At 35.4% G+C, this 21,481-nt stretch carries 20 protein-coding genes; 19 read left to right on the forward strand and 1 reads right to left on the reverse strand.

Annotation, left to right across the window (positions count from 1 at the left end; all coding sequences use genetic code 11):
• Nucleotides 1-13 precede the first annotated feature (13 nt).
• From EZV73_RS05530 to EZV73_RS05570, 9 genes are all read left to right on the forward strand, one after another.
• Complete coding sequence (locus EZV73_RS05530) at nucleotides 14-1,018, forward strand: ABC transporter ATP-binding protein (protein ID WP_240839105.1); 1,005 nt, start codon at nucleotides 14-16, stop codon at nucleotides 1,016-1,018.
• Complete coding sequence (locus EZV73_RS05535) at nucleotides 1,019-2,026, forward strand: ABC transporter ATP-binding protein (RefSeq protein ID WP_240839107.1); 1,008 nt, start codon at nucleotides 1,019-1,021, stop codon at nucleotides 2,024-2,026.
• 139 nt (nucleotides 2,027-2,165) lie between these two features.
• Complete coding sequence (locus tag EZV73_RS05540) at nucleotides 2,166-3,569, forward strand: alpha-glucosidase/alpha-galactosidase (protein ID WP_240839109.1); 1,404 nt, start codon at nucleotides 2,166-2,168, stop codon at nucleotides 3,567-3,569.
• 1 nt (nucleotide 3,570) lies between these two features.
• A complete protein-coding gene (locus tag EZV73_RS05545; protein WP_240839111.1) occupies nucleotides 3,571-4,086 on the forward strand; it encodes an MgtC/SapB family protein in 516 nt (171 codons plus the stop codon).
• On the forward strand, nucleotides 4,073-5,431 hold the full coding sequence (locus EZV73_RS05550; protein ID WP_240839113.1) for a tagaturonate reductase: 1,359 nt from the start codon (nucleotides 4,073-4,075) through the stop codon (nucleotides 5,429-5,431). Before EZV73_RS05545 ends, EZV73_RS05550 begins: the two co-directional genes overlap by 14 nt.
• Entirely contained in the window at nucleotides 5,424-6,899 is a 1,476-nt protein-coding gene (locus EZV73_RS05555) for a UxaA family hydrolase (RefSeq protein ID WP_240839115.1), read from the forward strand. Before EZV73_RS05550 ends, EZV73_RS05555 begins: the two co-directional genes overlap by 8 nt.
• An 8-nt stretch (nucleotides 6,900-6,907) precedes the next feature.
• Nucleotides 6,908-8,302 carry a glucuronate isomerase gene (gene uxaC, locus EZV73_RS05560; protein WP_240839116.1) on the forward strand — a complete coding sequence of 465 codons (1,395 nt, stop codon included), beginning with the start codon at nucleotides 6,908-6,910 and terminating at the stop codon, nucleotides 8,300-8,302.
• Nucleotides 8,303-9,166 carry a family 43 glycosylhydrolase gene (locus EZV73_RS05565; RefSeq protein ID WP_240839118.1) on the forward strand — a complete coding sequence of 288 codons (864 nt, stop codon included), beginning with the start codon at nucleotides 8,303-8,305 and terminating at the stop codon, nucleotides 9,164-9,166.
• The gene (locus tag EZV73_RS05570; RefSeq protein ID WP_240839120.1) at nucleotides 9,156-11,285 is read left to right on the forward strand and encodes a hypothetical protein; all 2,130 of its coding nucleotides are present in this window, start codon (nucleotides 9,156-9,158) and stop codon (nucleotides 11,283-11,285) included. The genes EZV73_RS05565 and EZV73_RS05570 overlap by 11 nt, the downstream gene beginning before the upstream one ends.
• Before the next feature lie 242 nt (nucleotides 11,286-11,527).
• Here EZV73_RS05570 and EZV73_RS05575 read toward each other — a convergent pair whose 3' ends face one another.
• Complete coding sequence (locus EZV73_RS05575; RefSeq protein ID WP_240839122.1) at nucleotides 11,528-12,322, reverse strand: AraC family transcriptional regulator; 795 nt, start codon at nucleotides 12,320-12,322, stop codon at nucleotides 11,528-11,530.
• 119 nt (nucleotides 12,323-12,441) lie between these two features.
• Here EZV73_RS05575 and EZV73_RS05580 point away from each other — a divergent pair, with 119 nt between their 5' ends.
• The 10 genes from EZV73_RS05580 to EZV73_RS05625 all read left to right on the forward strand — a co-directional run bounded on the left by EZV73_RS05580 (nucleotide 12,442) and on the right by EZV73_RS05625 (nucleotide 21,434).
• Complete coding sequence (locus EZV73_RS05580) at nucleotides 12,442-13,287, forward strand: sugar phosphate isomerase/epimerase (protein ID WP_240839124.1); 846 nt, start codon at nucleotides 12,442-12,444, stop codon at nucleotides 13,285-13,287.
• The gene (locus EZV73_RS05585) at nucleotides 13,280-14,419 is read left to right on the forward strand and encodes a Gfo/Idh/MocA family protein (protein ID WP_240839126.1); all 1,140 of its coding nucleotides are present in this window, start codon (nucleotides 13,280-13,282) and stop codon (nucleotides 14,417-14,419) included. The genes EZV73_RS05580 and EZV73_RS05585 overlap by 8 nt, the downstream gene beginning before the upstream one ends.
• Nucleotides 14,419-15,360 carry a Gfo/Idh/MocA family protein gene (locus tag EZV73_RS05590; RefSeq protein WP_240839128.1) on the forward strand — a complete coding sequence of 314 codons (942 nt, stop codon included), beginning with the start codon at nucleotides 14,419-14,421 and terminating at the stop codon, nucleotides 15,358-15,360. Before EZV73_RS05585 ends, EZV73_RS05590 begins: the two co-directional genes overlap by 1 nt.
• Nucleotides 15,357-16,103 (forward strand): sugar phosphate isomerase/epimerase, encoded by a 747-nt coding sequence (locus EZV73_RS05595; RefSeq protein WP_240839130.1) that lies wholly within the window; start codon nucleotides 15,357-15,359, stop codon nucleotides 16,101-16,103. Before EZV73_RS05590 ends, EZV73_RS05595 begins: the two co-directional genes overlap by 4 nt.
• Before the next feature lie 80 nt (nucleotides 16,104-16,183).
• Nucleotides 16,184-16,798 carry a DUF5666 domain-containing protein gene (locus tag EZV73_RS05600; RefSeq protein ID WP_240839132.1) on the forward strand — a complete coding sequence of 205 codons (615 nt, stop codon included), beginning with the start codon at nucleotides 16,184-16,186 and terminating at the stop codon, nucleotides 16,796-16,798.
• A 9-nt stretch (nucleotides 16,799-16,807) separates the two neighbouring features.
• Complete coding sequence (locus EZV73_RS05605; protein WP_240839134.1) at nucleotides 16,808-17,371, forward strand: RNA polymerase sigma factor; 564 nt, start codon at nucleotides 16,808-16,810, stop codon at nucleotides 17,369-17,371.
• Nucleotides 17,361-17,978 carry a hypothetical protein gene (locus tag EZV73_RS05610; protein WP_240839136.1) on the forward strand — a complete coding sequence of 206 codons (618 nt, stop codon included), beginning with the start codon at nucleotides 17,361-17,363 and terminating at the stop codon, nucleotides 17,976-17,978. The genes EZV73_RS05605 and EZV73_RS05610 overlap by 11 nt, the downstream gene beginning before the upstream one ends.
• A 272-nt stretch (nucleotides 17,979-18,250) precedes the next feature.
• Complete coding sequence (locus EZV73_RS05615; RefSeq protein WP_240839138.1) at nucleotides 18,251-18,823, forward strand: DUF4867 family protein; 573 nt, start codon at nucleotides 18,251-18,253, stop codon at nucleotides 18,821-18,823.
• A gap of 65 nt (nucleotides 18,824-18,888) precedes the next feature.
• Nucleotides 18,889-20,100, forward strand: coding sequence for a helix-turn-helix domain-containing protein (locus EZV73_RS05620; RefSeq protein WP_240839140.1), 1,212 nt, complete (start codon nucleotides 18,889-18,891; stop codon nucleotides 20,098-20,100).
• Nucleotides 20,101-20,216: 116 nt separating this feature from the next.
• A complete protein-coding gene (locus EZV73_RS05625; protein WP_240839142.1) occupies nucleotides 20,217-21,434 on the forward strand; it encodes an MFS transporter in 1,218 nt (405 codons plus the stop codon).
• The last annotated feature ends 47 nt before the right edge of the window (nucleotides 21,435-21,481 follow it).

Here is a 21,481-nt window from a genome sequence, read left to right on the forward strand (position 1 = left end):
TTGGTAGGTAAAGATGGAAAATAAAAATGTCTTAGAAGTAAAAGACTTAAAAGTTTATTTCGATACTGAAGACGGCGTGATTAAAGCAGTAGACGGTATCAGTTTTGAAGTAAAAAAGGGAAAAACACTTGGCCTAGTTGGTGAATCTGGCTGTGGTAAGAGTTTGACCTCAAAAACAATCATCGGTATTGAACCGAAGACAAGTAAGGCGACTGGTGAGATCATTTATCATGATTCTAAAGAAAAAACGTCAACAAACCTAGTTGCCTTAAAGAAGAATGGGCCAGAAATTAGAGCTGTACGTGGTGGAAAGATTTCAATGATCTTCCAGGAGCCGATGACAGCATTTTCACCTCTGTATACAATCGGTAATCAAATTGTTGAAAATGTTCTTTTACACAGAACAAAGGACAAGGTAGAAGCTAAAAAAATTGCCATTGAGATGATGAAAAAAGTAGGTATTGCCAATGCTGAAAAGCGTTATGACCAGTACCCGATGGAATTCTCAGGTGGTATGAGACAGCGTGCTATGATTGCCATGGCCATGTCATGTGAACCAGAGCTTCTTATAGCAGATGAACCGACTACTGCACTTGATGTAACCATTCAAGCCCAAGTGCTTCAGTTGATGAAGAACCTTCAAAGAGATATGGACATGGGTATCTTGTTTATCACTCACGACTTAGGTGTTGTTGCAGAAATGTGTGATGAAATAGTGGTTATGTATCTTGGTAAAGCTGTAGAAAGAGGAAGTGCAAAGGATATATTCAAGGACCCAAAACATCCATATACAAAAGGTTTATTAAGATCCATTCCTGTATTAGGAGACAGATCTAAATCAAGACTTGAATCCATTGAAGGTACAGTACCCATTCCAATTAACTTACCAGACAGATGTGGTTTTTATGACAGATGTGAACATGCCATTAAAGGTAAGTGTGATGTAAAGCCAGTTTCAATAACAAAATTAAGTGAGTCTCATCAAGTAAGATGTTTCTTATATGAGAAGGAGGATTAAATGGCAGAAAAAGTTTTAGAAGTCATTGGTCTAAACAAGAGATTTTATCAAAAAAAGAAAATGTTCCAGGATCCAATTCCTCCAGTAAAGGCAGTAACAGATGTGAATCTAACGGTTTATAAGGGTGAAACCCTATCAATTGTTGGCGAGTCAGGTTGCGGTAAAACAACCCTCGCTAGATGTATAGTTAAGGCCATTGATTCTAATGAAGGTGAAGTATATTACCATAATAGAGATGGTGAAAAAATAGATTTCTTAAACGGTGATAAGAAAACTTTTAAGAAGCATAGAAAAGACATTCAAATGATTTTTCAGGATCCTTTTTCATCGCTAGATCCTAGAATGACCGTATTTGATATCATTTCAGAGCCATTAAAGGCAAACTTTAAACTGACCAAAGAAGAAATTGAAAAGAAGGTATCTGATATTGCAGCTGCAAATGGTCTAAATATCAACTACCTAAGAAGATATCCTCATGCATTTTCAGGTGGTCAGCGTCAGAGAATTGGTATTGCAAGAGCCCTAGTCACTCAACCAGATATCGTGGTATGTGATGAAGCGGTTTCTGCACTGGATGTATCTATTCAGGCACAGATCATCAACTTGCTAAAGGACTTACAAGAAGACTTAGGGATTACCTATGTATTTATTGCCCATGATTTATCAGTTGTAGAACATATTTCTGATAGAGTGGCAGTCATGTATCTAGGTAGAATCATAGAAATTGCTAAAACGGATGATTTGTTCTTTACACCAAAACATCCTTATTCAGAAGCACTTCTATCAGCAGTGCCTAAGGCAGACCCTACTGAGAAAATGGAAAGAATTATTTTAGAAGGTGAAGTGCCTAATCCTATGAATATACCGTCAGGGTGTCATTTCCATCCTAGATGTTCATATGCAACAGATAAATGCAAAAAAGAGGTGCCGGCTCTTGTAAAAATCGGTGATAATGGTCATGAATCAGCATGTCATTATGCCAATGAATTAAACTTAAAGGGTGTATAATAACTCAGTCCTTTTGGACTGAGTTTATATTTTTTTATCTGTTGATGACAAGAAATGCAAACTAGTAGAAAAATACGATAGAAAACGAGTAGTATTTTGCCTATGTCTTTTATAAGATGAAGGTAACAAGGAGTATAAAATGAACTTTAAAAAAGATAAAGTATATGACTTAAATATAGCCTATATTGGTGGTGGTTCTCAAGGCTGGGCTTGGGGCTTGATGAGTGATTTAGCCTTAGAACCATCTTTAAATGGTAGAGTTAGACTCTATGATATCGATCATAAGGCAGCTGAAAACAATGCTATTATCGGTAATGAACTAAACAAAAGAGATGATGTGAAAAGTCAGTGGCATTATGTAAAATCGGATTCACTAAAAGATGCTTTAACAGGAGCAGATTTTGTGGTGATCTCCATTTTACCTGGTACATTTGATGAAATGGATTCAGATGTTCATACACCAGAAGACTATGGTATTTACCAATCTGTTGGTGATACAGTTGGTCCAGGTGGTATCATCAGAGCTTTAAGAACGCTGCCTATGTATGAAGAAATAGCCCTAGCAATCAAAGAATATTCTAAAGATGCCTGGGTGATTAACTTTACAAACCCAATGACACTTTGTACAAGAATGCTCTATAAGACTTTCCCAGAAATTAAGGCCTTTGGTAATTGTCATGAAGTGTTTGGTACTCAGAAGTTACTGATATCAGCACTTAAAGACATCTGTGATATCGATGATGTAAAAAGAGAAGAAATCAAAGTAGATGTTGTTGGTATCAACCACTTTACATGGGTTACAAAAGCAACTTACAAGGGTATGGATTTATTCCCAATTTACGAGCAGTTTGTAGATAAGTATTACGAGACTGGTTTTGTAAAAGAAGGTGATGATAATTGGATGAACAATGCCTTTGCATCAGGACAACGTGTTAAGTTTGAGCTATTTAAGCAATATGGTTATATTGCGGCTGCCGGAGATCGTCACTTGGCTGAAGCATGTAAGGGATCTTGGTTCTTAAAGTCGCCTGATAGAGTAAAAGACTATACTTTTGGTTTAACAAAAGTAGATTATAGAAAAGAAAAGCAAAAGAATCTTAGAGAAAAAGGTTTAAGATTAAGAAATTTAGAAGAGCAATTTGAAATCAAGGAAACTGGCGAAGAGGCAGTTCAGCAAATGAGAGGTATTTTGGGACTAAGAGATTTTGTTACCAATACCAACCTTCCTAATAAAGGTCAGTTTTCTAACTTACCTAAAGATGTGGTCGTAGAAACAAATGCCTTATTCAGAAGAGACCGAGTGATGCCAATTACCATGGGTGATATGCCAATGAGTTTATTAGGTCTTACTATGCCACATGTGACCAACCAAGAACTGGTGATTGAAGCTGTAACAGAAAGAGATCTTAAAAAAGCCTTTAGAGCCTTTATAAATGATCCGAATATGAAGCTAGACTTACATGAAGCAAGACAACTCTTTAATAAGATGGTTAAAAATACGGAAAAGTACTTACCAGACTACTTCAAGAATGTAGAGGTATAAGATGGACTTAACAACACTTGCGATACGTATTGGCTTAGCCGTTGTTTGTGGGGGTTGTATAGGTGCTGAAAGAGGTAAAATGAACCGTGCTGCTGGTTTCAGGACACATATATTGGTTTGTTTAGGTGCAACCATTATAGCCTTGATTCAAGTTGAAACGGTTCATGAAACGACACAAATGATCCTGAAAAATCCTGAGCTGGGTCAAGCTTTAAAAGCTGACTTAGGTCGGATTGTTGCCCAAGTGGTTACTGGAGTCGGTTTTTTAGGAGCAGGAACAATTATGGTGGACAAGGGTTCTATAAAAGGTCTAACAACAGCCAGTACCGTTTGGGTAGTGGCTTGTGTCGGACTTGCCATTGGTCTTGGTTACTATGAAATTTCGATCATAGCAACAGTCGCTATTTTATTTGTTAATGTCGTTTTAAAGAGATTTGAGCATGTAGGATACATCAACTTCCAAAAGAAAAATGGTGCAAAGTACTATAAAAAGAGAGGCAAAAATGAAATATCTTAACAGAGATATGATAAAAGATGAAGTAAAAGACATTGGGGTCATTCAGTTTGGTGAAGGTAATTTTTTAAGGGCCTTCGTTGATAGACTTCTCTTAGATCTAAATATGGGGGTTGTTGTTGTACAACCCATAGAAAATGGCCTGGTAAAAGACTTGGAAAAGCAAGGCTATTTATACACGCACTTTGAAAAGGGTGTGGAAAATGGCGCCTATAAAGAAAATAAGGTCGTCAACGACGTTATTGTAAAAGGCATCTTGCCTTATGAAGACTATGAGGCCTATTTAGACTTAGCTGATTTAAATGCAAAAGTCATTATTTCAAACACAACTGAAGCAGGCATTGTTTACGAAGCAGAAGACAACAAGGCTTGTCCTAAAACATTTCCTGCCAAACTGACCCAGCTTTTATACAGACGTTTCCAGCTTGTAGGAGGCGATATAAACGAAGGTTATTCAATCGTGCCTTGCGAACTTATCGAGCAAAATGGAGACAAGCTTAAAGATTGCATATTAAAGTATGCTGACTTGTGGCAATTAGAAAGCGGATTTGTCGATTGGGTCAACAAGGGGTGTGATTTTGTTAGCACACTGGTTGATAGAATTGTGCCAGGTTATCCAAGAGATAAAAAAGATGCTTATGAAAAGGCATTGGGTTATAGAGATAACTTTATGGTAGAAAGTGAGACATTTATGTCTTTCGTTATTGAAAAAAATGAAAGATTACAGGAGAGACTGCCGCTCGATAAGGTAGACAAAAGAGTTGAGTTTGTGGATGACATCAGACCTTTTAGAACAAGAAAAGTGAGGATTTTAAATGGTCTTCATACTTTTATGGTGCCTCTTGGTATTTTATCAGGTGTCAATACGGTAAGAGACTTTATAGACCATGAAAGCTTCGGCAAACTTGCGCTTAAGGTTTTAGAAGGTGAGATCATACCTTCTATCCAGGCTGATAAAAAAATGTTAGAAGACTTCGGAGAGGCAGTATTAGATAGATTTAGAAATCCTAGCTTTGACCACTATTTACAAAGCATTTCACTAAATTCTATTTCTAAATACAAAACAAGAGTCTTGCCATCAGTAAAAGACACTTCAAAGGGCTTAAAAATGTCTTTGGCTGCTTTAATTGAGCTTTACTTAAGTGATTTAGACAATAGAAATGACAATAGCGATGTTATGGACTTCTTTTCTGCTTTAAAGGGGTCACTTGAAGACAAGGTTAGAAAGGTACTTTCAAACGAATCATTTTGGGAAAGTGATTTATCTGAGTATGCAGACGAAATTCTTATGTATATAAATATCATCAGAAACCATAATGTATTGGAGCTAGTAAATAAATATGATTAGTAAACGATTATTATTTGAAGATAATAAAATAATCACAACAAAACTAAATGAAAAAGACAATGTATCGGTCATCATTTCAAGTGACAAGTACAAGGCATATGTGGGTCATAAGGTGGCGACTTCTTCTATTAAAGAAGGTGAAACCATTATAAAATACGGCATGCCAATTGGCAGAGCGAATAGGTTTATTGTAAAGGGTGAGCACATTCATACACATAATATCAAGACCAATTTATCTGATACCATTGATTATGAGTACAAGCCGTCTTATGAGCCGCTAAAAATGATAGATTCAGACAAGACTTTTATGGGTTATAAAAGAGTAGGTGGCAATGTTGGTATTAGAAATGAACTGTGGATCATTCCTACAGTAGGTTGCGTCAACGGTATAACTGAACAAATGGTTAAGCTTTTTAACAAGAAGCATGACCTAAGTGACAACTTTGATGGTGTACACACATTTACCCATGCCTATGGTTGTTCTCAAATGGGTAAGGACCATTTGTCGACAAAAATGACCCTACAAAATATTGCTAGACATCCAAACGCAGGTGGTGTCTTGGTTGTTGGTTTGGGTTGTGAAAATAACCAACTAGATACATTTGTAAACACACTTGGTATACCAAAAGACAGACTCAGATATTTTAACACGAGTGAAGTAGAAGATGAACTTGAAGTAGGAGATAAATACCTAGAAGACCTCTACCAACTGATGCAAAAGGACTTTCGTAGTCCCTGTCCAATATCAGACTTAAATATTGGATTAGAATGCGGTGGTTCAGATGGCTTTTCTGGTATTACAGCCAATCCTTTAGTGGGCTTGGTGTCTGACTACATCATTTCTCGTGGGGGATCAACCGTTTTAACGGAGGTGCCTGAAATGTTTGGGGCTGAAACAAGGTTAATGGAAAGATGTATCAGTAAAGATGTCTTTTTAAAGACCGTTGAAATGATCAATGAGTTTAAAAATTATTATAAGAGCCATGGACAAGTTATTTATGAAAATCCATCTCCAGGCAACAAGGATGGTGGCATTACGACCTTAGAAGATAAATCTCTAGGCTGTACTGAAAAATCTGGTAGAAGTCCTGTTGTAGATGTTTTGAAGTTCCATGACAGGATCAGCCAAAAGGGCTTAAACCTTTTAAATGCCCCAGGCAATGATATTGTTGCAACAACAGCTCTAGGCACATCTGGTTGTCAGATGGTATTATTTACAACTGGTAGGGGTACACCATTTGGTGGTTTTATTCCAACACTTAAGATTTCTACAACAAGCGCTCTTTACAAGAGAAAAAAGACTTGGATTGATTTCAATGCAGGTTCTTTGGTTGAAGGTGTTTCAAGTGAAGAGGTTTTAAATGATTTAATTGACTATATTTTAGAGGTTGCCTCTGGTAAATGGGTAAATAATGAAAAAAATGATTTTAGAGCCATCGGTATGTTTAAAACCGGTGTCATATTATAGAGGTGACTATGAAAACATTTATGTGTGAAGATTTTTTATTAGAAAATGAAATATCAAAAGAATTGTACCACAAGCATGCCAAAATCATGCCGATTTATGATTACCATTGTCATTTATCACCTAAAGAGATTGCAGATAACCAGGCTTTTTCAAATATGACTCAAGTATGGTTAAAGGGCGATCATTACAAGTGGCGTGCCATGAGATCATTTGGCATAGAAGAAAATGCGATTACAGGCCATGTAAGTGATTATGAGAAGTTTAAGGGCTTTGTTGATATGTTGCCCTATACCATTGGTAATCCAATGTATCATTGGAGCCATTTAGAATTGAAAAAGTACTTTGATATCGATAAGCCAGTCAATGACTTAGATACCAAAGAGCTTTGGGATACATGTAATAATCAATTAGACCACTTAACTCCTCATAAGTTGATTGAAATGAGTCAGGTAAAGGTCATCTGTACAACAGATGATCCGGTAGATACCTTAGAAGATCATGACAGAATTAAAGAGTCTTCATTAAAGGCAAAGGTACTGCCTACCTATAGACCAGACAAGGCTATAAAGATTGAAAATGAAGCTTATCTTGAATACATCAAACTTTTAGAAGCAGTCAGTGGTCATCCCATCAAAGGTGTAGATGATGTTATTAAGGCCTTGACCATTCGTATGGACTTCTTCCATGATAAAGGTTGTAGGGTATCTGATCATGCACTTGATACGGTTGAGTACTTAAATGATGATGATTTAGCAGAACAAGCATTTAAGGTTATCATGAATGGAGAAAACTTAAGTGATAAGATGCGAGCTGCTTATAAGGGCAAAATCATGAGAGCCCTTGCCAGTCATTATCACAAGAGAAACTGGGTCATGCAGCTTCATATTGGCGCTCAAAGAAACAACAACAAGAGACTCTTTGAAACAATGGGACCAGATACAGGTTTTGATTCTATATGCGATCAAAATTTCTCTATCAAACTGGCTGAGCTTATGTCTGATTTAGACATAAAAGCGGAACTGCCTAAAACAATTCTTTATACCTTAGATCCATCTTACAACTATGTTATTGGGACTATGATTGGTAACTTCCAAGGTGGTGGTATTAAAGGTAAGATTCAGTTTGGTTCAGGCTGGTGGTTTAACGACCAAAAAGACGGCATGATAGAACAGTTAAAAGCACTTTCTAATCTAGGCCTTCTATCAACCTTTGTAGGCATGTTAACGGATTCTAGATCCTTACTATCTTATACAAGACATGAGTACTTCAGAAGAATCTTGTGTCAGTTTATTGGAGACATGGTCATGAAAGGTGAGTACCCTCATGATATGAAGCTTCTTGGTAAGATTGTAGAAGACATATGTTATAACAATGCTGTCAACTACTTTGACATTGAGGTATAAATGAAAACAATACTTTTAAAAGGTGATGAAAAAAAAGCTTATAGGGATCCAGCAGTCTATTTTGAGAATGATACCTTTTATATGTACTTTACTTATGTAGATAACTGTGAAAATGGCCCTTACTTGAGACTTGCTATGACCACATCGAGAGATTTAGTCGAGTGGACTGAAGTGACCTTTTTAACTGAAAAGGACAAATCTAAAAACTATTCGAGTCCAGGCAACATTATAAAACATCAAGGTCTTTATTACTTGTGTATTCAGACTTATCCTCGTGAAAACGGTGAAAAGTATGGTAATATAAATTCTAGAGTCTACTTCATCACCAGTAAGGACCTTCTAAAGTGGTCTGAACCAGAACCGATTATGGTTAAGGGACAAACGCCATTAGAAGACTTGGGTCGAATGATTGATCCTTATATCATTAAAGATAGACAAGAAGAAAAGTACTGGTGTTTCTTTAAGCAAAATGGCGCCTCATTTTCTTCTTCATATGATTTAAAGCACTGGACCTTTGAAGGCAGCGTAGAATGCGGGGAAAATCTATGTGTTTTAGATTATAATCATAAGTATAGACTCTATCATTCGCCTCATAATGGTATTGGTATTTTAGAATCGGAAGATTTGAGATCCTTTAAGGATTTAGGTACCTTGTATTTAGGGCAAGAATACTGGACTTGGGCAAAAGGCCGTTTAACAGCTGGCTTTGTACTTCAAGTAGAGAATGAGAAATATCCAAGATATCTGATGTTTTTTCATGGTTCTGGTCCAGAAGATGAAAGCATAGATTTTGATAAAAATGCCTCCATAGGACTTGCATGGAGTCATGATTTAGAAAACTGGGAGTGGGCAGATGAATCATAAAAAAATGTTCGAAAACCCTGATAGAGCGTATACAGCGCTCCCTTTTTGGTTTTGGAACGATAAATTAGATGAAAAAGAGATTATTAGACAAATTCATGATTTTAATGACAAGGGGATACATGGCTTTATCATTCATCCGAGAAAGGGATTGCCTAGATCGATTGAGTATATGTCAGAAGTCTATTTAGATTTTGTTGAGATAGCGGTAAAAGAAGCTTGTCACCTAGATATGCAGGTTATCTTATATGACGAAGCACAGTATCCTTCTGGATCGGCTCATGGTGAAGTTGTTAGAAAGAATCCAGACCATGCATCCAAAGGTTTAAGGATTGAATACTTTGATACAAGAGCATCTTTAGAGAATTATCAAGTTGATGAAGATGAGAGACTCTTGTTGATGCAATCAAGAGACGACAAACACATGGCATTTATTCAATGTTTTTCTGGTGGTACCATCAGAGGGATTCATGAGGATGAAGATGATCATGAAAGCCTTGCGCCTAAGTCGGCAGATCTCTTGAATAAGGCTGCGACATTAAGTTTTATTGAGTCAACACATGAAAAATATTATAAAAGGCTGTCTAAGTATTTTGGTTCTACTATTATTGCCATGTTTACAGATGAGCCTAAAATACTGGGGAGATGTTCAAGAAAAGACATCATCCCATGGACGGATGACTTGTTAAATGAGCTTATTTCTAGAGGTTTTAAGATGAATGATATGGAGACCTTATTTGATAAGAATGACCTTTATGAAAAGACTCTATATGAACTGATGTCAGAACGATTTTACAAGCCGCTTTACGATTGGTGTGAAGACCATGAAATAGGACTTACAGGCCATCCTGAAGGCAGTGATGATATTGGTCTTTTAAAGTACTTTCATATACCTGGCCAGGACGTGGTATGGAGATGGATTGCGCCAGAACTGACAGGCGTTGAAGGTATCCATTCAACCATGGCCAAGTGTTCAGCCGATTCCATGAGACACAGAGGCAGATCGAGAAATGCCAATGAAGTTTTAGGTTGCTGTGGACCAGACGGTATTCAATGGGCACTGACGATGGACGACTTTAAATGGTACATGGACTACCTGTTTATTAGAGGCGTTAATATGATTTATTTACATGCCTTCTATTATTCAGTGAGAAGTGAAGTCCAGTTTGGAGAAAGGCCACCTGATGTTGGTCCTAATAATATCTGGTGGGACCATATGAATCAAATGAGTGACTATATCAAACGTATGTCATGGCTTTTAACCGACGCTTCTAATCAGGCTAAGATAGCTGTGATTACAGGTCATAAAGACCTGCCATATGAAGAAGTTAAAGCTTTCTTTGAACATCAGATAGAGTTTAACTATCTAGAAGAAGAACTCCTAGACAAGGCTATAATAGAAAATGATAAGATTTATATAGAAAATCAAGTTTATGACAAAGTCTATATTCATCATGCCAGTGATCATCATAAGGCATTACTAGAAGGATTAGAAAAGGTAACTGCGCCAACACACCAGTCAGCCTTTAAACATATTAGGTACAGTCATATCGTTAAAGAAGGCATCTCATATCATTTATACTGTAATGAAGGTGAAGAAAAAATCAATTTTAAGACAAGAGCTCTTTCGAATCCAGAAATCTGGAATCCGTGGACTGGTGAAATATCTGGTGTTGAGATTATCAATGATGACATGGTTATCCCTTTAGAAAGACGACAGCTTTTAATTGTGACATCAGGTAATAAAGGCTTTTTAAGACATGAATATGAAGATCTTTGTCATTTAGAAGACTGGACCTTAGATGGTAAGAAAGTTGATTTAAAATTTGAAGAAGTCGATTATTCTGGACCAATGGTCTATGAAACGACTTTTACAAGTGACGCTTCTTCTGTAAGGTTAAATCTTGGTAGTGTAAAAGAAATGGCAAGTGTTTATTTAAATAATCAATTAATAGGTACATCTATGTTTGCACCACATTACTTTGATTTAAGTGAACATCTATTAGAAGGTACTAATCATTTGAAAGTCATTGTTAAAAATACCATGGCCAATCACTATGGTACAATACTACCATCTGGTTTAATTGGTCCAGTAATACTTGAAAAAAAGTACGAAGAATAAACGAGCAATTAATAAGTCCTTTCAATGTGAAAGGGCTTATTTTAATGAATGTATTCAACAAAAACAATTTATTTTGTTGAATGGAATCCACAAAAGTGGTAAAGCTTTGGTATGGGGCCACCGTCTGTAGTTTAAACCTGAGTGGAAAGTAGGTCGACAAAGAAACATATGAGATAACATGTACTTAATACAGTTTTGGTTAGTTAGGATTCAAGTCAGCTTTATTCACATATAAAAATTATCTAATGTGAATTTGAGTAGTCTCTTGGTGAAGACTTAGTGATTTTTTTAAAGACTCTATAGAAGTTAGAGTAATCCTTAAAACCGCATGTTTCAGCCACTTCAGTCATGAGGTGGTCATTTTTTATCATTGTTTTTGCCAGTTGAATTCTTTTAGACTGGATATATTCTAAGAGGGTAAAGCCTGTCTGTTCTTTGAATAAATGGCTTAAGTAATACTTGTCCATGAAATGTTTTTTGCTGAAATCTTCTAAGTTAAAATCATGAGTAAAATGCTGATCTAAGTCTTCCTTTACTTTTAAAATCCTTGAATCCAAGTCTTTTGGCTTTTCTTTTTCCTCATAAACTTTATAGAGTTCAACAAAAATCTGTACCAAAAGATTTTTCATTTCTAGCTTACCGATGGGATTGTCTGAACATGCTTCTATAGTATCAAATAGCCTATTTAGTTTATCAGTATATTTAAAACAGTTATAGAGGCCAAGAGGTCTGCGATCAAATATAGTTAAAGGATTTAAGTCTTCAAAAAAGCTTTCAAAGGCTTCTGGCTTAAACTGTATGAAGCGTCTCTTATAATCTTTGTCATCTATTGTTATGGGTCTATGGAGTTCCTTCATGTTGGTGATGATGATATCACCCTTGTTTAAGTCGTAATAGTTACCTTCAATGAAGTAACGGATGTTGTCGGATTCTGCCTGATAGATTTCATAAACATCGTGTAAATGGATAGATACATCACACTTTTTAGATGATTCCTTATGGAACTTGTACTTGTCTGAACTGTAAATAGTATTCATATGTCACCTCAAGATTAGTTTATAAGAAAAACGCAATATCTGCAATGTATTTAACAAGATATGCAATTCCTTATAGCTATTTCATTTTCTATAATTAAAGTAGAATAAGGAGGAAATACATGAATAACTTTGTATTAAGCGGGTTTTCTGATGAGATTAGTTCAGATTTTACAGTTCAGCTATCAGAAATGAAAAAAATGAACATTGCATATATTGAGGTAAGAGGTGTTAATGGAAAGAACATCTCAGAATTGACTAAAAGTGAAGTCATTAAAGTTAAAAGACAATTAAAAGACTTTGGTATCAAGGTATCAGCCATAGGCTCGCCAATTGGTAAAATTAAGATGACAGATGACTTTGAAGCACACTTTGAAATGTTTAAGCACATTGTATGGATTGCTGAAACATTAGAAACCCCATTCATCAGAATGTTTTCTTTCTACATGAACCAAGATGAAACAAGTAAGTATAGAGATCAAGTGATAGAAAGACTGAGTTCTTTTAAAGATTATATCAAAGATAAGAAAATTGTCCTGCTTCATGAAAATGAAAAAGAAATATATGGTGACACACCAGAGAGGTGTTTAGACTTATACAAAACTTTAGGTGACGATCAATTTAAACTTATTTTTGATCCGGCTAATTTTATTCAGTGTGGTGTCAATGTGAAAGAGGCCTATGATCTATTAAACAAGTATGTATCTTATTTCCATATTAAAGATGCAACGAAAGACGGCAAAGAAGTGCCAGCAGGTATGGGAGTTGGTAATCTAAAGTATTTGATTGAGTCTTTAAAAGAAAAGGGTTATGATGGTTTCTTATCCGTAGAACCTCATTTAGGAAACTTCCAGGGTTTTGATAAGCTAGAAACATCAAGTGTAGATAAAGAAGCTTCTGATGTTTATAAGTTTAAACTGGCTGTGAATGCTTTAAGGACGATCATTGAGGAGGTTTGTCATGATTAAGATAGGGGTCGTTGGTATTGGTAATATGGGCACTTCTCATGCCAGAAATCTTTATGAAAACAAGGTTCCTGGTGCAAAACTTTCAGCTATATGTGATATCAGTAAAGCTAGAAGAGATTATGCAAAGGAAGCTTTTAAATTTGTAAAGATCTATGATGCCTATGAGGATATGTTAAAGGGTGATATTGATGCAGTTATTGTTGCAACGCCTCATTATGATCACCCGGCTATGGGCATATCAGCGCTAGAAAGCAACTTACATGTACTTGTTGAAAAGCCCATAGGTGTATATACAAAAGCGGTGAAGGATTTAAATGAAGCCTCTAAAAAATCTGATAAGATCTTTACTATTATGTACAACCAAAGAACAAATCCTCTTTATAAGAAGGTTAGAGAACTTGTTCAAAGTGGAAAAATTGGTGTTCTAATAAGGGTTCACTGGATTTGCACAGATTGGTTTAGAACTCAGTCTTATTATGATTCAGGTGGATGGAGAGCCACTTGGAAAGGTGAAGGCGGTGGTGTGCTTTTGAACCAATGTCCGCATCAACTGGATCTTCTTCAGTGGATTTGCGGTATGCCTAAAAGTGTCAGATCGTTTATGTCATATGGTAAGTACCATGATATAGAAGTCGAAGATGATGTTACGACTTACATGGAGTATGAAAATGGTGCATCAGGTTTATTTGTTACCTCTACAGGAGAAGCGCCTGGTGTGAATCGATTAGAGATTTCTGGCAGCTTAGGTAGACTTCTTGTTGAAAATGGTAAGATTGTCTTTTACAAGAATGAAGTAGATATGATAGATCATCTCAATACTTCAAAAGAAGGATTCAAAAAACCAGACCTATGGGTATGTGAGATACAAGTTGAAGGTGAAGAGACTGGACATGTAGGCATTATGAAAGACTTTGTGAATGCAATTTCAGGTAGTGACCAGTTATCACCTGGTGAAGAAGGCATCCATGGCTTAACTTTATCTAATGCCATGCATCTATCTTCTTGGACAGATAGTCAAGTGACACTACCTATAGATGAGGACCTGTTTGAAAGACTGTTACAGGAAAGAGTAGAAAAATCTAAAATGAAAGACGTTGAATCCACCTTTATGGATGTAAGAGGGAGCCACTAATGAAGGTGGCAATTATAGGCTGTGGTAGCATTTCGGAGGTTCATGTTAGAAGCATAGAAGCACTGGGTCATGACTTAAAATACGTCTGTGATTTAGACCAAGAAAAGGCCAGCAGGTTTTCATTGGCTTATGTCAGAGACTACAAATCACTCTTTGATAAAGATATAGATGTGATTCATATTTTAACACCACATCATTTACATGTTCAGATGGCAATAGACTGTATTGAAGCCGGTAAACATGTGCTTCTTGAAAAGCCAATCGGCATAGAAAAGGAAGCACTTAAGCAGTTAGATGAGGCTATCAAATCTAGTAATGTCAAAGTAGGCGTCATCTTTCAAAATCGTTTTAACCCTTGTGTTAAAGAGCTTAAGCGTATTATTTCTACAGAAAATCTTGGATGTTTCAAAGGGTCAAAGTCCATCCTGGCATGGAATCGAGACGAATCATACTATCAAACGGATTGGAAGGGGAGGCTATCTACAGAAGGTGGTGGACTTCTTATCAATCAAGCCATTCATACTTTCGATTTATTGAGATACTTGATAGGTGATTATTCTAAGTTCAGAGGTATGCTTTCAAATCTATCACATCCTGATAACGATGTAGAAGATACCGCGATGATAGAGTTTGATTATAATCATGGTGGTAGGGGCATTTTTATGGGTACTTTAAACCATAAAAAGAATTCAAGTGTAGAAATTGAACTTGTTTTTGAGAAATCCACTTTTAGGTACATGGATGGCAAGCTTTATAGAGATAGCCTAATCATCATGGAGGATGAATCAACGCCTCATAAGGATTACTATGGTTGTGGTCATAGAGACTGCATTAAAAACTTTTATGATCACATAGAAAGGGATGAAAACCTTGTGATAAGCTTTGATGATGCCAAGAAGACCAATGAAGTCATATTAGATATTTATAAGGAGTTATCATGATCAGTGCACAGTTGTATACAGTAAGGGATTTGTTAATGGATAAATCTGAAGACGATATTGAAAGCGTCTTAAAAGAAATTGCAGATATTGGTTATAAAGGTGTTCAACTATCAGGCATAGGTAGGATGACTGATCAACTTGCTGATACCTATCATAAGATCTGTCAAAAGCTCAGTTTAGAAATTGTTGCTACCCATTTTTCTTTAGATTTTATAGAAGAAAATTTAGATGATCTTGTTAAATGGCATCATTTGTGGTCGTGCAGGTATACAGGTGTTGGTGCCATGCCTGATCATTTAAGAAATGAAAAAGGGATTCATGAGTTTATTGTTAGGATGGAGATTCTAGCAAAGGCACTCAAGAATCATAATCTACAATTGATATATCACAACCATAAGTTTGAGTTTGAAAAATCAGGTCAAAAGACCTGGATGGCTATTTTACAAGATCACTTTAATTACACAGAATTCGAATTAGATACCTATTGGTTGCAAGCTGGTGGTGTGAACCCAAGTAAATGGATAGAAAAAGTTAGAATAGATGTGATTCATTTGAAGGATTATAAAATAAAAAATGATCAAGTCATGTTTGCCGAAGTAGGAAAGGGCAATCTTGATTTTTATGAAATCATAAGTGCATGTAAGAAAAAACATATAAAGCATTATATTGTCGAGCAGGATACCAGTGATGATCCACTAGAGAGTTTAAGAATAAGCTATGACTATTTAAAGAATCTGATTTAAGATTCTTTTTTTTGAAACCATTTAGGTTTTTTCTTTACTTTATTAGTGAAGGACATAAAAAACTAAGAAAAGAGGAAAAAATGAAAAAGATTATAGTATTATTAATGGTGGCACTTATGGCAATGAGTGTATTTATAGGATGTGCGGGTAATAATGAAACATCAGTGGAAGAAGTTCCAACTCAAGAAAGTCAGGTAAGAGCTAAAGTACTTGTTAATATTTCTGGTGTGATTGCAGAAGTTGATGGTGAAAAGGTGACATTAGAAGATGGAACTTTCATCATCATTAATGAAGATACGGTATTTGCAGATGATCCTGATAATGGTGTTGAGGCAGTTAATTCTGAGATTCAAGTTGGAAACTTTATTCAAGGCTACACAGCAGATGAATCAAGTGATCCAGTTATTGCATCAAGGATTTACATCAATGAACCTGCGCCTAAACCATCTGCTAAGGTTGCTGTTAATATTTCCGGTAAAATTGTAGAAATTGACGGTAACAAGGTAAAACTTGATAATGGTATGTGGGTTGTTATCACTGAAGAGACTATCTTTGAAGACGATCCGGATAACGGTGTTGAGGCTGTTAATTCAGAACTCAAAGTAGGCAATTATATAGTAGGCTTTACTTTAGATGATTCAAGTGATACTGTAACAGCTTATCAAATCTATTCTAATGGAACATTAGATTTTTAGGAGAAGTGTATGAATGACAGTTCGATTATAGAACTATTTATAAAGCGTTCTGAACAGGCTATAACAATGACAGCTGAAAAATATGGTAAGTATTTAAATAAGATTTCATGGAACATTCTTCATAATCATGAAGATGTAGAAGAGTGTGTCAATGATACATATTTAAGTGCTTGGAAGCAAATACCTCCAGATAAACCTGAGAGGTTTTTGCCTTACCTAGGTAGAATAACAAGAGCCTTATCTTTAAATAAATATAACTACTATAAGGCAAAGAAACGCAACAGTCAGTTTGATATGGTCTTATCAGAGTTAGAAGATTGCCTGATGGCGACTGAGACTGTAGAATCGTCTCTTGATGCCATGGAGCTTTCAAAAGCCATCAATACATTTTTGAAGTCTATAAAAAAGGAACACCGGATCATTTTTGTCAGAAGGTATTGGTACTCAGATTCGATTAAGGACATTGCGAAAATAAGACAAACTAGTGAAAGTAACGTCAAATCCATTTTATTTAGAGTAAGAAAGAAGCTGGAGTCCTACTTGATTAAGGAGGGAGTTTTAGATGAACAGTGAAACACTTTATCAGGCAATTGGTCATATAGATGATGTGTATATTTTAGAAGCATCAGAAGAAAAGAAGCATTCTAAACATAGAATATACTTAATTTCTACACTCGCAGCCTCAATCGTTCTATTCCTAGCATTTAACTTTATGAGTACGAGTCGACCTATAATTGTCATAAACGACATTCAAATCATGAGTACAAAAGAAATTCCTCTAGATACCAGTGGATTAACAAAAGGCGATGATGTGGCTTATTTAAATAACTTTGAAGTTCCTGATCAATTAGGAAGTCTTGAGCTTATCAGTCAAATAAGAAATCTGTATCTAGATGATAATCAAAAGGTTATCTATGATAAGTTTATCTTTGACTATTTAAATCCTAATAGAGACCGTCTAGTAATTACAACATCCAAATTAGATAAAAGATCAACTTTTACATACTTTGACCATGAAGTCAGCATAATAAACGGTCAGGAGGTCCTATTAGGAAAATCAAATGGTATGACTTATCTTGCAGAGTTTATGATAGATGATATTTTTGTAAGTGTTCAATCAGATGGATTAAATGAAGAGGCATTCCTAGAAATCATTCAACTGTTAATCGATGGACAATAAGCTAAAAAATATTGCCAAACTTGGGACTAATAATTCGCCAAATCAGGGAATGAAAACGCGCCAAATTAGGGAATTGGTGTTATAGATTAGGAAGTATCATAGTAATCCAACTATTGATTAAGCAATCGATATAAGTGCAACATGGTGTGTGTGATCTAACATCAAGTTTCTGAAATCATTCATTTGTAAACATCTGAAAAGGACATTAAATATCGGATTATGCACATTTATGTAACTTCCATTTACTTATATACTTAAATGTGGAGGTAAATATGAAAAGAATAACAGATCAAGCATTTAATGCTTATGGATGTCCACATCAAGCCAGTGATTTTAGTGATGTGTATAAGACATTGAAATATGAAACACCAACCACCGACCAAGTCGAATATGTAGCTGACTTTGAAAGATTTAGTAAAATGAAGTCGTCGATTTCATATAAGTATTTTGGTGAGCAGTCCATACAGATTGGTTATTGCAATGGCCTTAACAGGCAAGTAGATGCACTTGAGTATCATAAGTCTAGTGAAATCATTGTTGCTGGTACAGACCTTATTTTAGTACTTGGTAAAAGACAAGATATCAAAGAAGGTTATGATATATCATTAGCAGAATCCTTTCTAATGAAAGAAGGAGAAGTTGTAGAAATCTATGGTCCGACACTTCATTATTGTCCGGTAAACTTAGATGGACAGTTTAAGGCAGCCATCATTTTACCAGAAGGCACAAATACAGGATCTGACAGTGCGTATGCTAAAAACAAATGGCTCTATGCCCATCCTAATAGCCCGGAGGCAAAAGGTAATATTTCTGGTTATCTGAAAGGTGACCTGTTAAAACTTTAGACACTATGTGTCTATTTTTTTTCACTTAATGTTATAATAGAGGAGATTTAGAGAAAGGATTTAAAATGATAGGGGCAATAATTAAGAAACACCGATTAGATCAAAATCTTAGCCAGGCTTCTTTGTGTGAAGGTATCTGTGCAGTTTCTTACTTGAGTAAGATTGAAACGGGTCATGTAAATGCCAATAAGGAGATTATTGATTTACTACTCAACCGATTAGGACTTGAAATGAGTAAGGTCTCAGATAAACTTGAATCTAAGATAGATGACTTGTTTACAGAAGCCTATTATGGCAGGTTTGATGAAATGCATCATATTTACAAGGAACTGAAAGCATTCTCTTATGATCTGGCCAACTCTTCATTGGCAGTCAAATGGTATTTTCTTGTCTCAGAAGTTGCATCAGAGGAAAGAAACTTAAGTTTGTTAGATGAATCTTTAGACTTATTATCTTCTTATAGTCCCTATTTTGAAGCTGATGATTTTTATTACTATTACTATTTCTTAGGTATGAGATCATATATTAATGGCCACTTAAAAGAAGCTTATGACTTCTTTAGTAAATCAGCAAATTACTTAAGAAAAGGTCGAAGTGTTTTTCGTATGCAGATGATGGATTTTCTACTAGGAGATTATGTTAATGCCATACGTTTAGGTCAAGAAGCAAACCAGCTATTAATGCAAGAGGGCAACCTTTATTATATGATTGATTCTCTGCAGTTACTTGCAGCTGCTTATTCCAATGCCAAGCAAGTTGAGACAGCTATGGATTTGTATAATCGTCTTTTACAAATGGGTTTATACTTAAAAAGGGATGATATCTTATATGGTGCTTATTACAATATTGGTGCTACTTACCTAGCCATTAAAGACTATGATAATGCTCTTATTCATCTTAAAAAAGTGCTTCCTTTTCTAAATGAGTTAAACCAGTGGCATATCTTTGTCACTTATCAAAAGTTGATTTTAACTTATATAGGTCTCTGTGATTTTGATGAGGCCAGAGCTTTATTAGATAAGGTAGACAAAACATTTGAAACTGTTAACTTTGAAGATGAAATCCTTATAAAATCATTTGAATGGCTGATGTTTTTTAAAAATAGTGATTCACCTTATAATGATCCTGATTATCTTCAAGCTATCAAAGCCACTTATGAAGCATCTAGTAAAGGTAAACATCATGGTTATACACTTTTCTTTGGCAAGTATTACATAGAAGCCTTAAAAGCAGGAAGGAAGTATAAAGAAGCATTAGAAATAGAAGAAAAATTATAATTTTCTCAAATTGACGCGTTAAAGGTTTTTTAATGCGTTTTTTTAGTGTAATTTTCTCAAAACTACCCTGTTATATTCATCTTACGTCTATGCTAACCTATTTATAGGAGGCAATTATGAATAAAAAACTTTGGACAAAAAACTTCACACTTATTATGATTGGCACCTTGATTTCAGCGGTAGGTGGTGTTGGTCTTAATTTAGCCTTATCTGTAACAATATATGACCATACAGAATCAACTTGGTTAACAGGTATATATGGGGCCGTAACTATGGTACCAACTATTATCTTACCAATACTGGTCAGCCCGATTATAGATAGATATTCAAGGAAAAACATCATTGTCAGATTAGACTATATGATGGGTAGTCTCTTTATTGTATTTGCCTTTATAACTTCTAAAGTGACTTTTAACTACTATTTCTACATGATTATAGGTCTAATCATCACTTTAAACAGTGTGGTCTATCAGCTGGCCTATGCCAGTCTATTTCCAAACTTGATTCCCAAAGGTATGATGCAAAAGGGATATGCAATTGGTAATCTAATTTATCCCTTAACCAATGTTTTAATTTTACCTGTTGCAACTTTTGTATTTAAGCATTTTGGTGTATCGATATTGTTTGAGATAGAAGGCATTTTCTTACTTGCTGCTGCTAGTTTTGAAAGAATGATTGACATAGAGGAAGTTACCCATAAGGTGGCTTTTGAGGTCAAGTCACATATCAATGATATCAAAGAAGGTTTTTCTTACCTATTCAAGGAAAAAGGCATTTGGAATGTGTATCTCTTTTTTGTGGTCATGATGTTTGCAGATTCATTTAAGCTTTTGATTTATCCTTTTTTTGAACAGCACCCAGACTTAAGCCTGATCCAGTATTCGCTACTACTGTCTCTTCAGTCAGCAGGCTATATGTTTGGAGGTCTTCTTCACTATAAGATAAAGGTACCTACTCATTTAAGATATTTGCTTTCACTAGTAGTGTATTTAACTTTTGCCTTATTTGATGCAGTATTTTTCTTTATGCCATTTTTCATTATGGTTCTTATGAAGTTCATGCTTGGTATTATTGGTATGAACTCAGCCAATATACGTGTAACATCCATTAATGCCTATATTGACGACGATAAGAGGGGGAGATTAAATGCTGTCTTCCAGACCATGGTTGGTATGGCCATGGTTTTAGGCAAGCTTTTTACAGGTTGGCTAGGTGCAAGTTTTTCTTATGAACATATAGGCATATTTTATGGTCTTCTTGTCAGTATTGGCGTCTTAGTATTTATTGTTAGAAATCAGAAGGCTGTCAAATTTTTATACAACCGTGAAGTTTAACCCACTATTTGGTGGGTTATTTAATTGGATGGGTATTATTAATTTAG

The organism is Acidaminobacter sp. JC074, assembly GCF_022496765.1.
Taxonomy (GTDB): Bacteria; Bacillota; Clostridia; order Peptostreptococcales; family Acidaminobacteraceae; genus JABXKX01.

Bases quoted from the DNA above. Each gene is read 5' to 3' on its own strand.
- EZV73_RS05530 (WP_240839105.1), top strand. From the start codon at position 14: ATGGAAAATAAAAATGTCTTAGAAGTAAAAGACTTAAAAGTTTATTTC.
- EZV73_RS05535 (WP_240839107.1), top strand. From the start codon at position 1,019: ATGGCAGAAAAAGTTTTAGAAGTCATTGGTCTAAACAAGAGATTTTAT.
- EZV73_RS05540 (WP_240839109.1), top strand. From the start codon at position 2,166: ATGAACTTTAAAAAAGATAAAGTATATGACTTAAATATAGCCTATATT.
- EZV73_RS05545 (WP_240839111.1), top strand. From the start codon at position 3,571: ATGGACTTAACAACACTTGCGATACGTATTGGCTTAGCCGTTGTTTGT.
- EZV73_RS05550 (WP_240839113.1), top strand. From the start codon at position 4,073: ATGAAATATCTTAACAGAGATATGATAAAAGATGAAGTAAAAGACATT.
- EZV73_RS05555 (WP_240839115.1), top strand. From the start codon at position 5,424: ATGATTAGTAAACGATTATTATTTGAAGATAATAAAATAATCACAACA.
- uxaC (WP_240839116.1), top strand. From the start codon at position 6,908: ATGAAAACATTTATGTGTGAAGATTTTTTATTAGAAAATGAAATATCA.
- EZV73_RS05565 (WP_240839118.1), top strand. From the start codon at position 8,303: ATGAAAACAATACTTTTAAAAGGTGATGAAAAAAAAGCTTATAGGGAT.
- EZV73_RS05570 (WP_240839120.1), top strand. From the start codon at position 9,156: ATGAATCATAAAAAAATGTTCGAAAACCCTGATAGAGCGTATACAGCG.
- EZV73_RS05575 (WP_240839122.1), bottom strand. From the start codon at position 12,322: ATGAATACTATTTACAGTTCAGACAAGTACAAGTTCCATAAGGAATCA.
- EZV73_RS05580 (WP_240839124.1), top strand. From the start codon at position 12,442: ATGAATAACTTTGTATTAAGCGGGTTTTCTGATGAGATTAGTTCAGAT.
- EZV73_RS05585 (WP_240839126.1), top strand. From the start codon at position 13,280: ATGATTAAGATAGGGGTCGTTGGTATTGGTAATATGGGCACTTCTCAT.
- EZV73_RS05590 (WP_240839128.1), top strand. From the start codon at position 14,419: ATGAAGGTGGCAATTATAGGCTGTGGTAGCATTTCGGAGGTTCATGTT.
- EZV73_RS05595 (WP_240839130.1), top strand. From the start codon at position 15,357: ATGATCAGTGCACAGTTGTATACAGTAAGGGATTTGTTAATGGATAAA.
- EZV73_RS05600 (WP_240839132.1), top strand. From the start codon at position 16,184: ATGAAAAAGATTATAGTATTATTAATGGTGGCACTTATGGCAATGAGT.
- EZV73_RS05605 (WP_240839134.1), top strand. From the start codon at position 16,808: ATGAATGACAGTTCGATTATAGAACTATTTATAAAGCGTTCTGAACAG.
- EZV73_RS05610 (WP_240839136.1), top strand. From the start codon at position 17,361: ATGAACAGTGAAACACTTTATCAGGCAATTGGTCATATAGATGATGTG.
- EZV73_RS05615 (WP_240839138.1), top strand. From the start codon at position 18,251: ATGAAAAGAATAACAGATCAAGCATTTAATGCTTATGGATGTCCACAT.
- EZV73_RS05620 (WP_240839140.1), top strand. From the start codon at position 18,889: ATGATAGGGGCAATAATTAAGAAACACCGATTAGATCAAAATCTTAGC.
- EZV73_RS05625 (WP_240839142.1), top strand. From the start codon at position 20,217: ATGAATAAAAAACTTTGGACAAAAAACTTCACACTTATTATGATTGGC.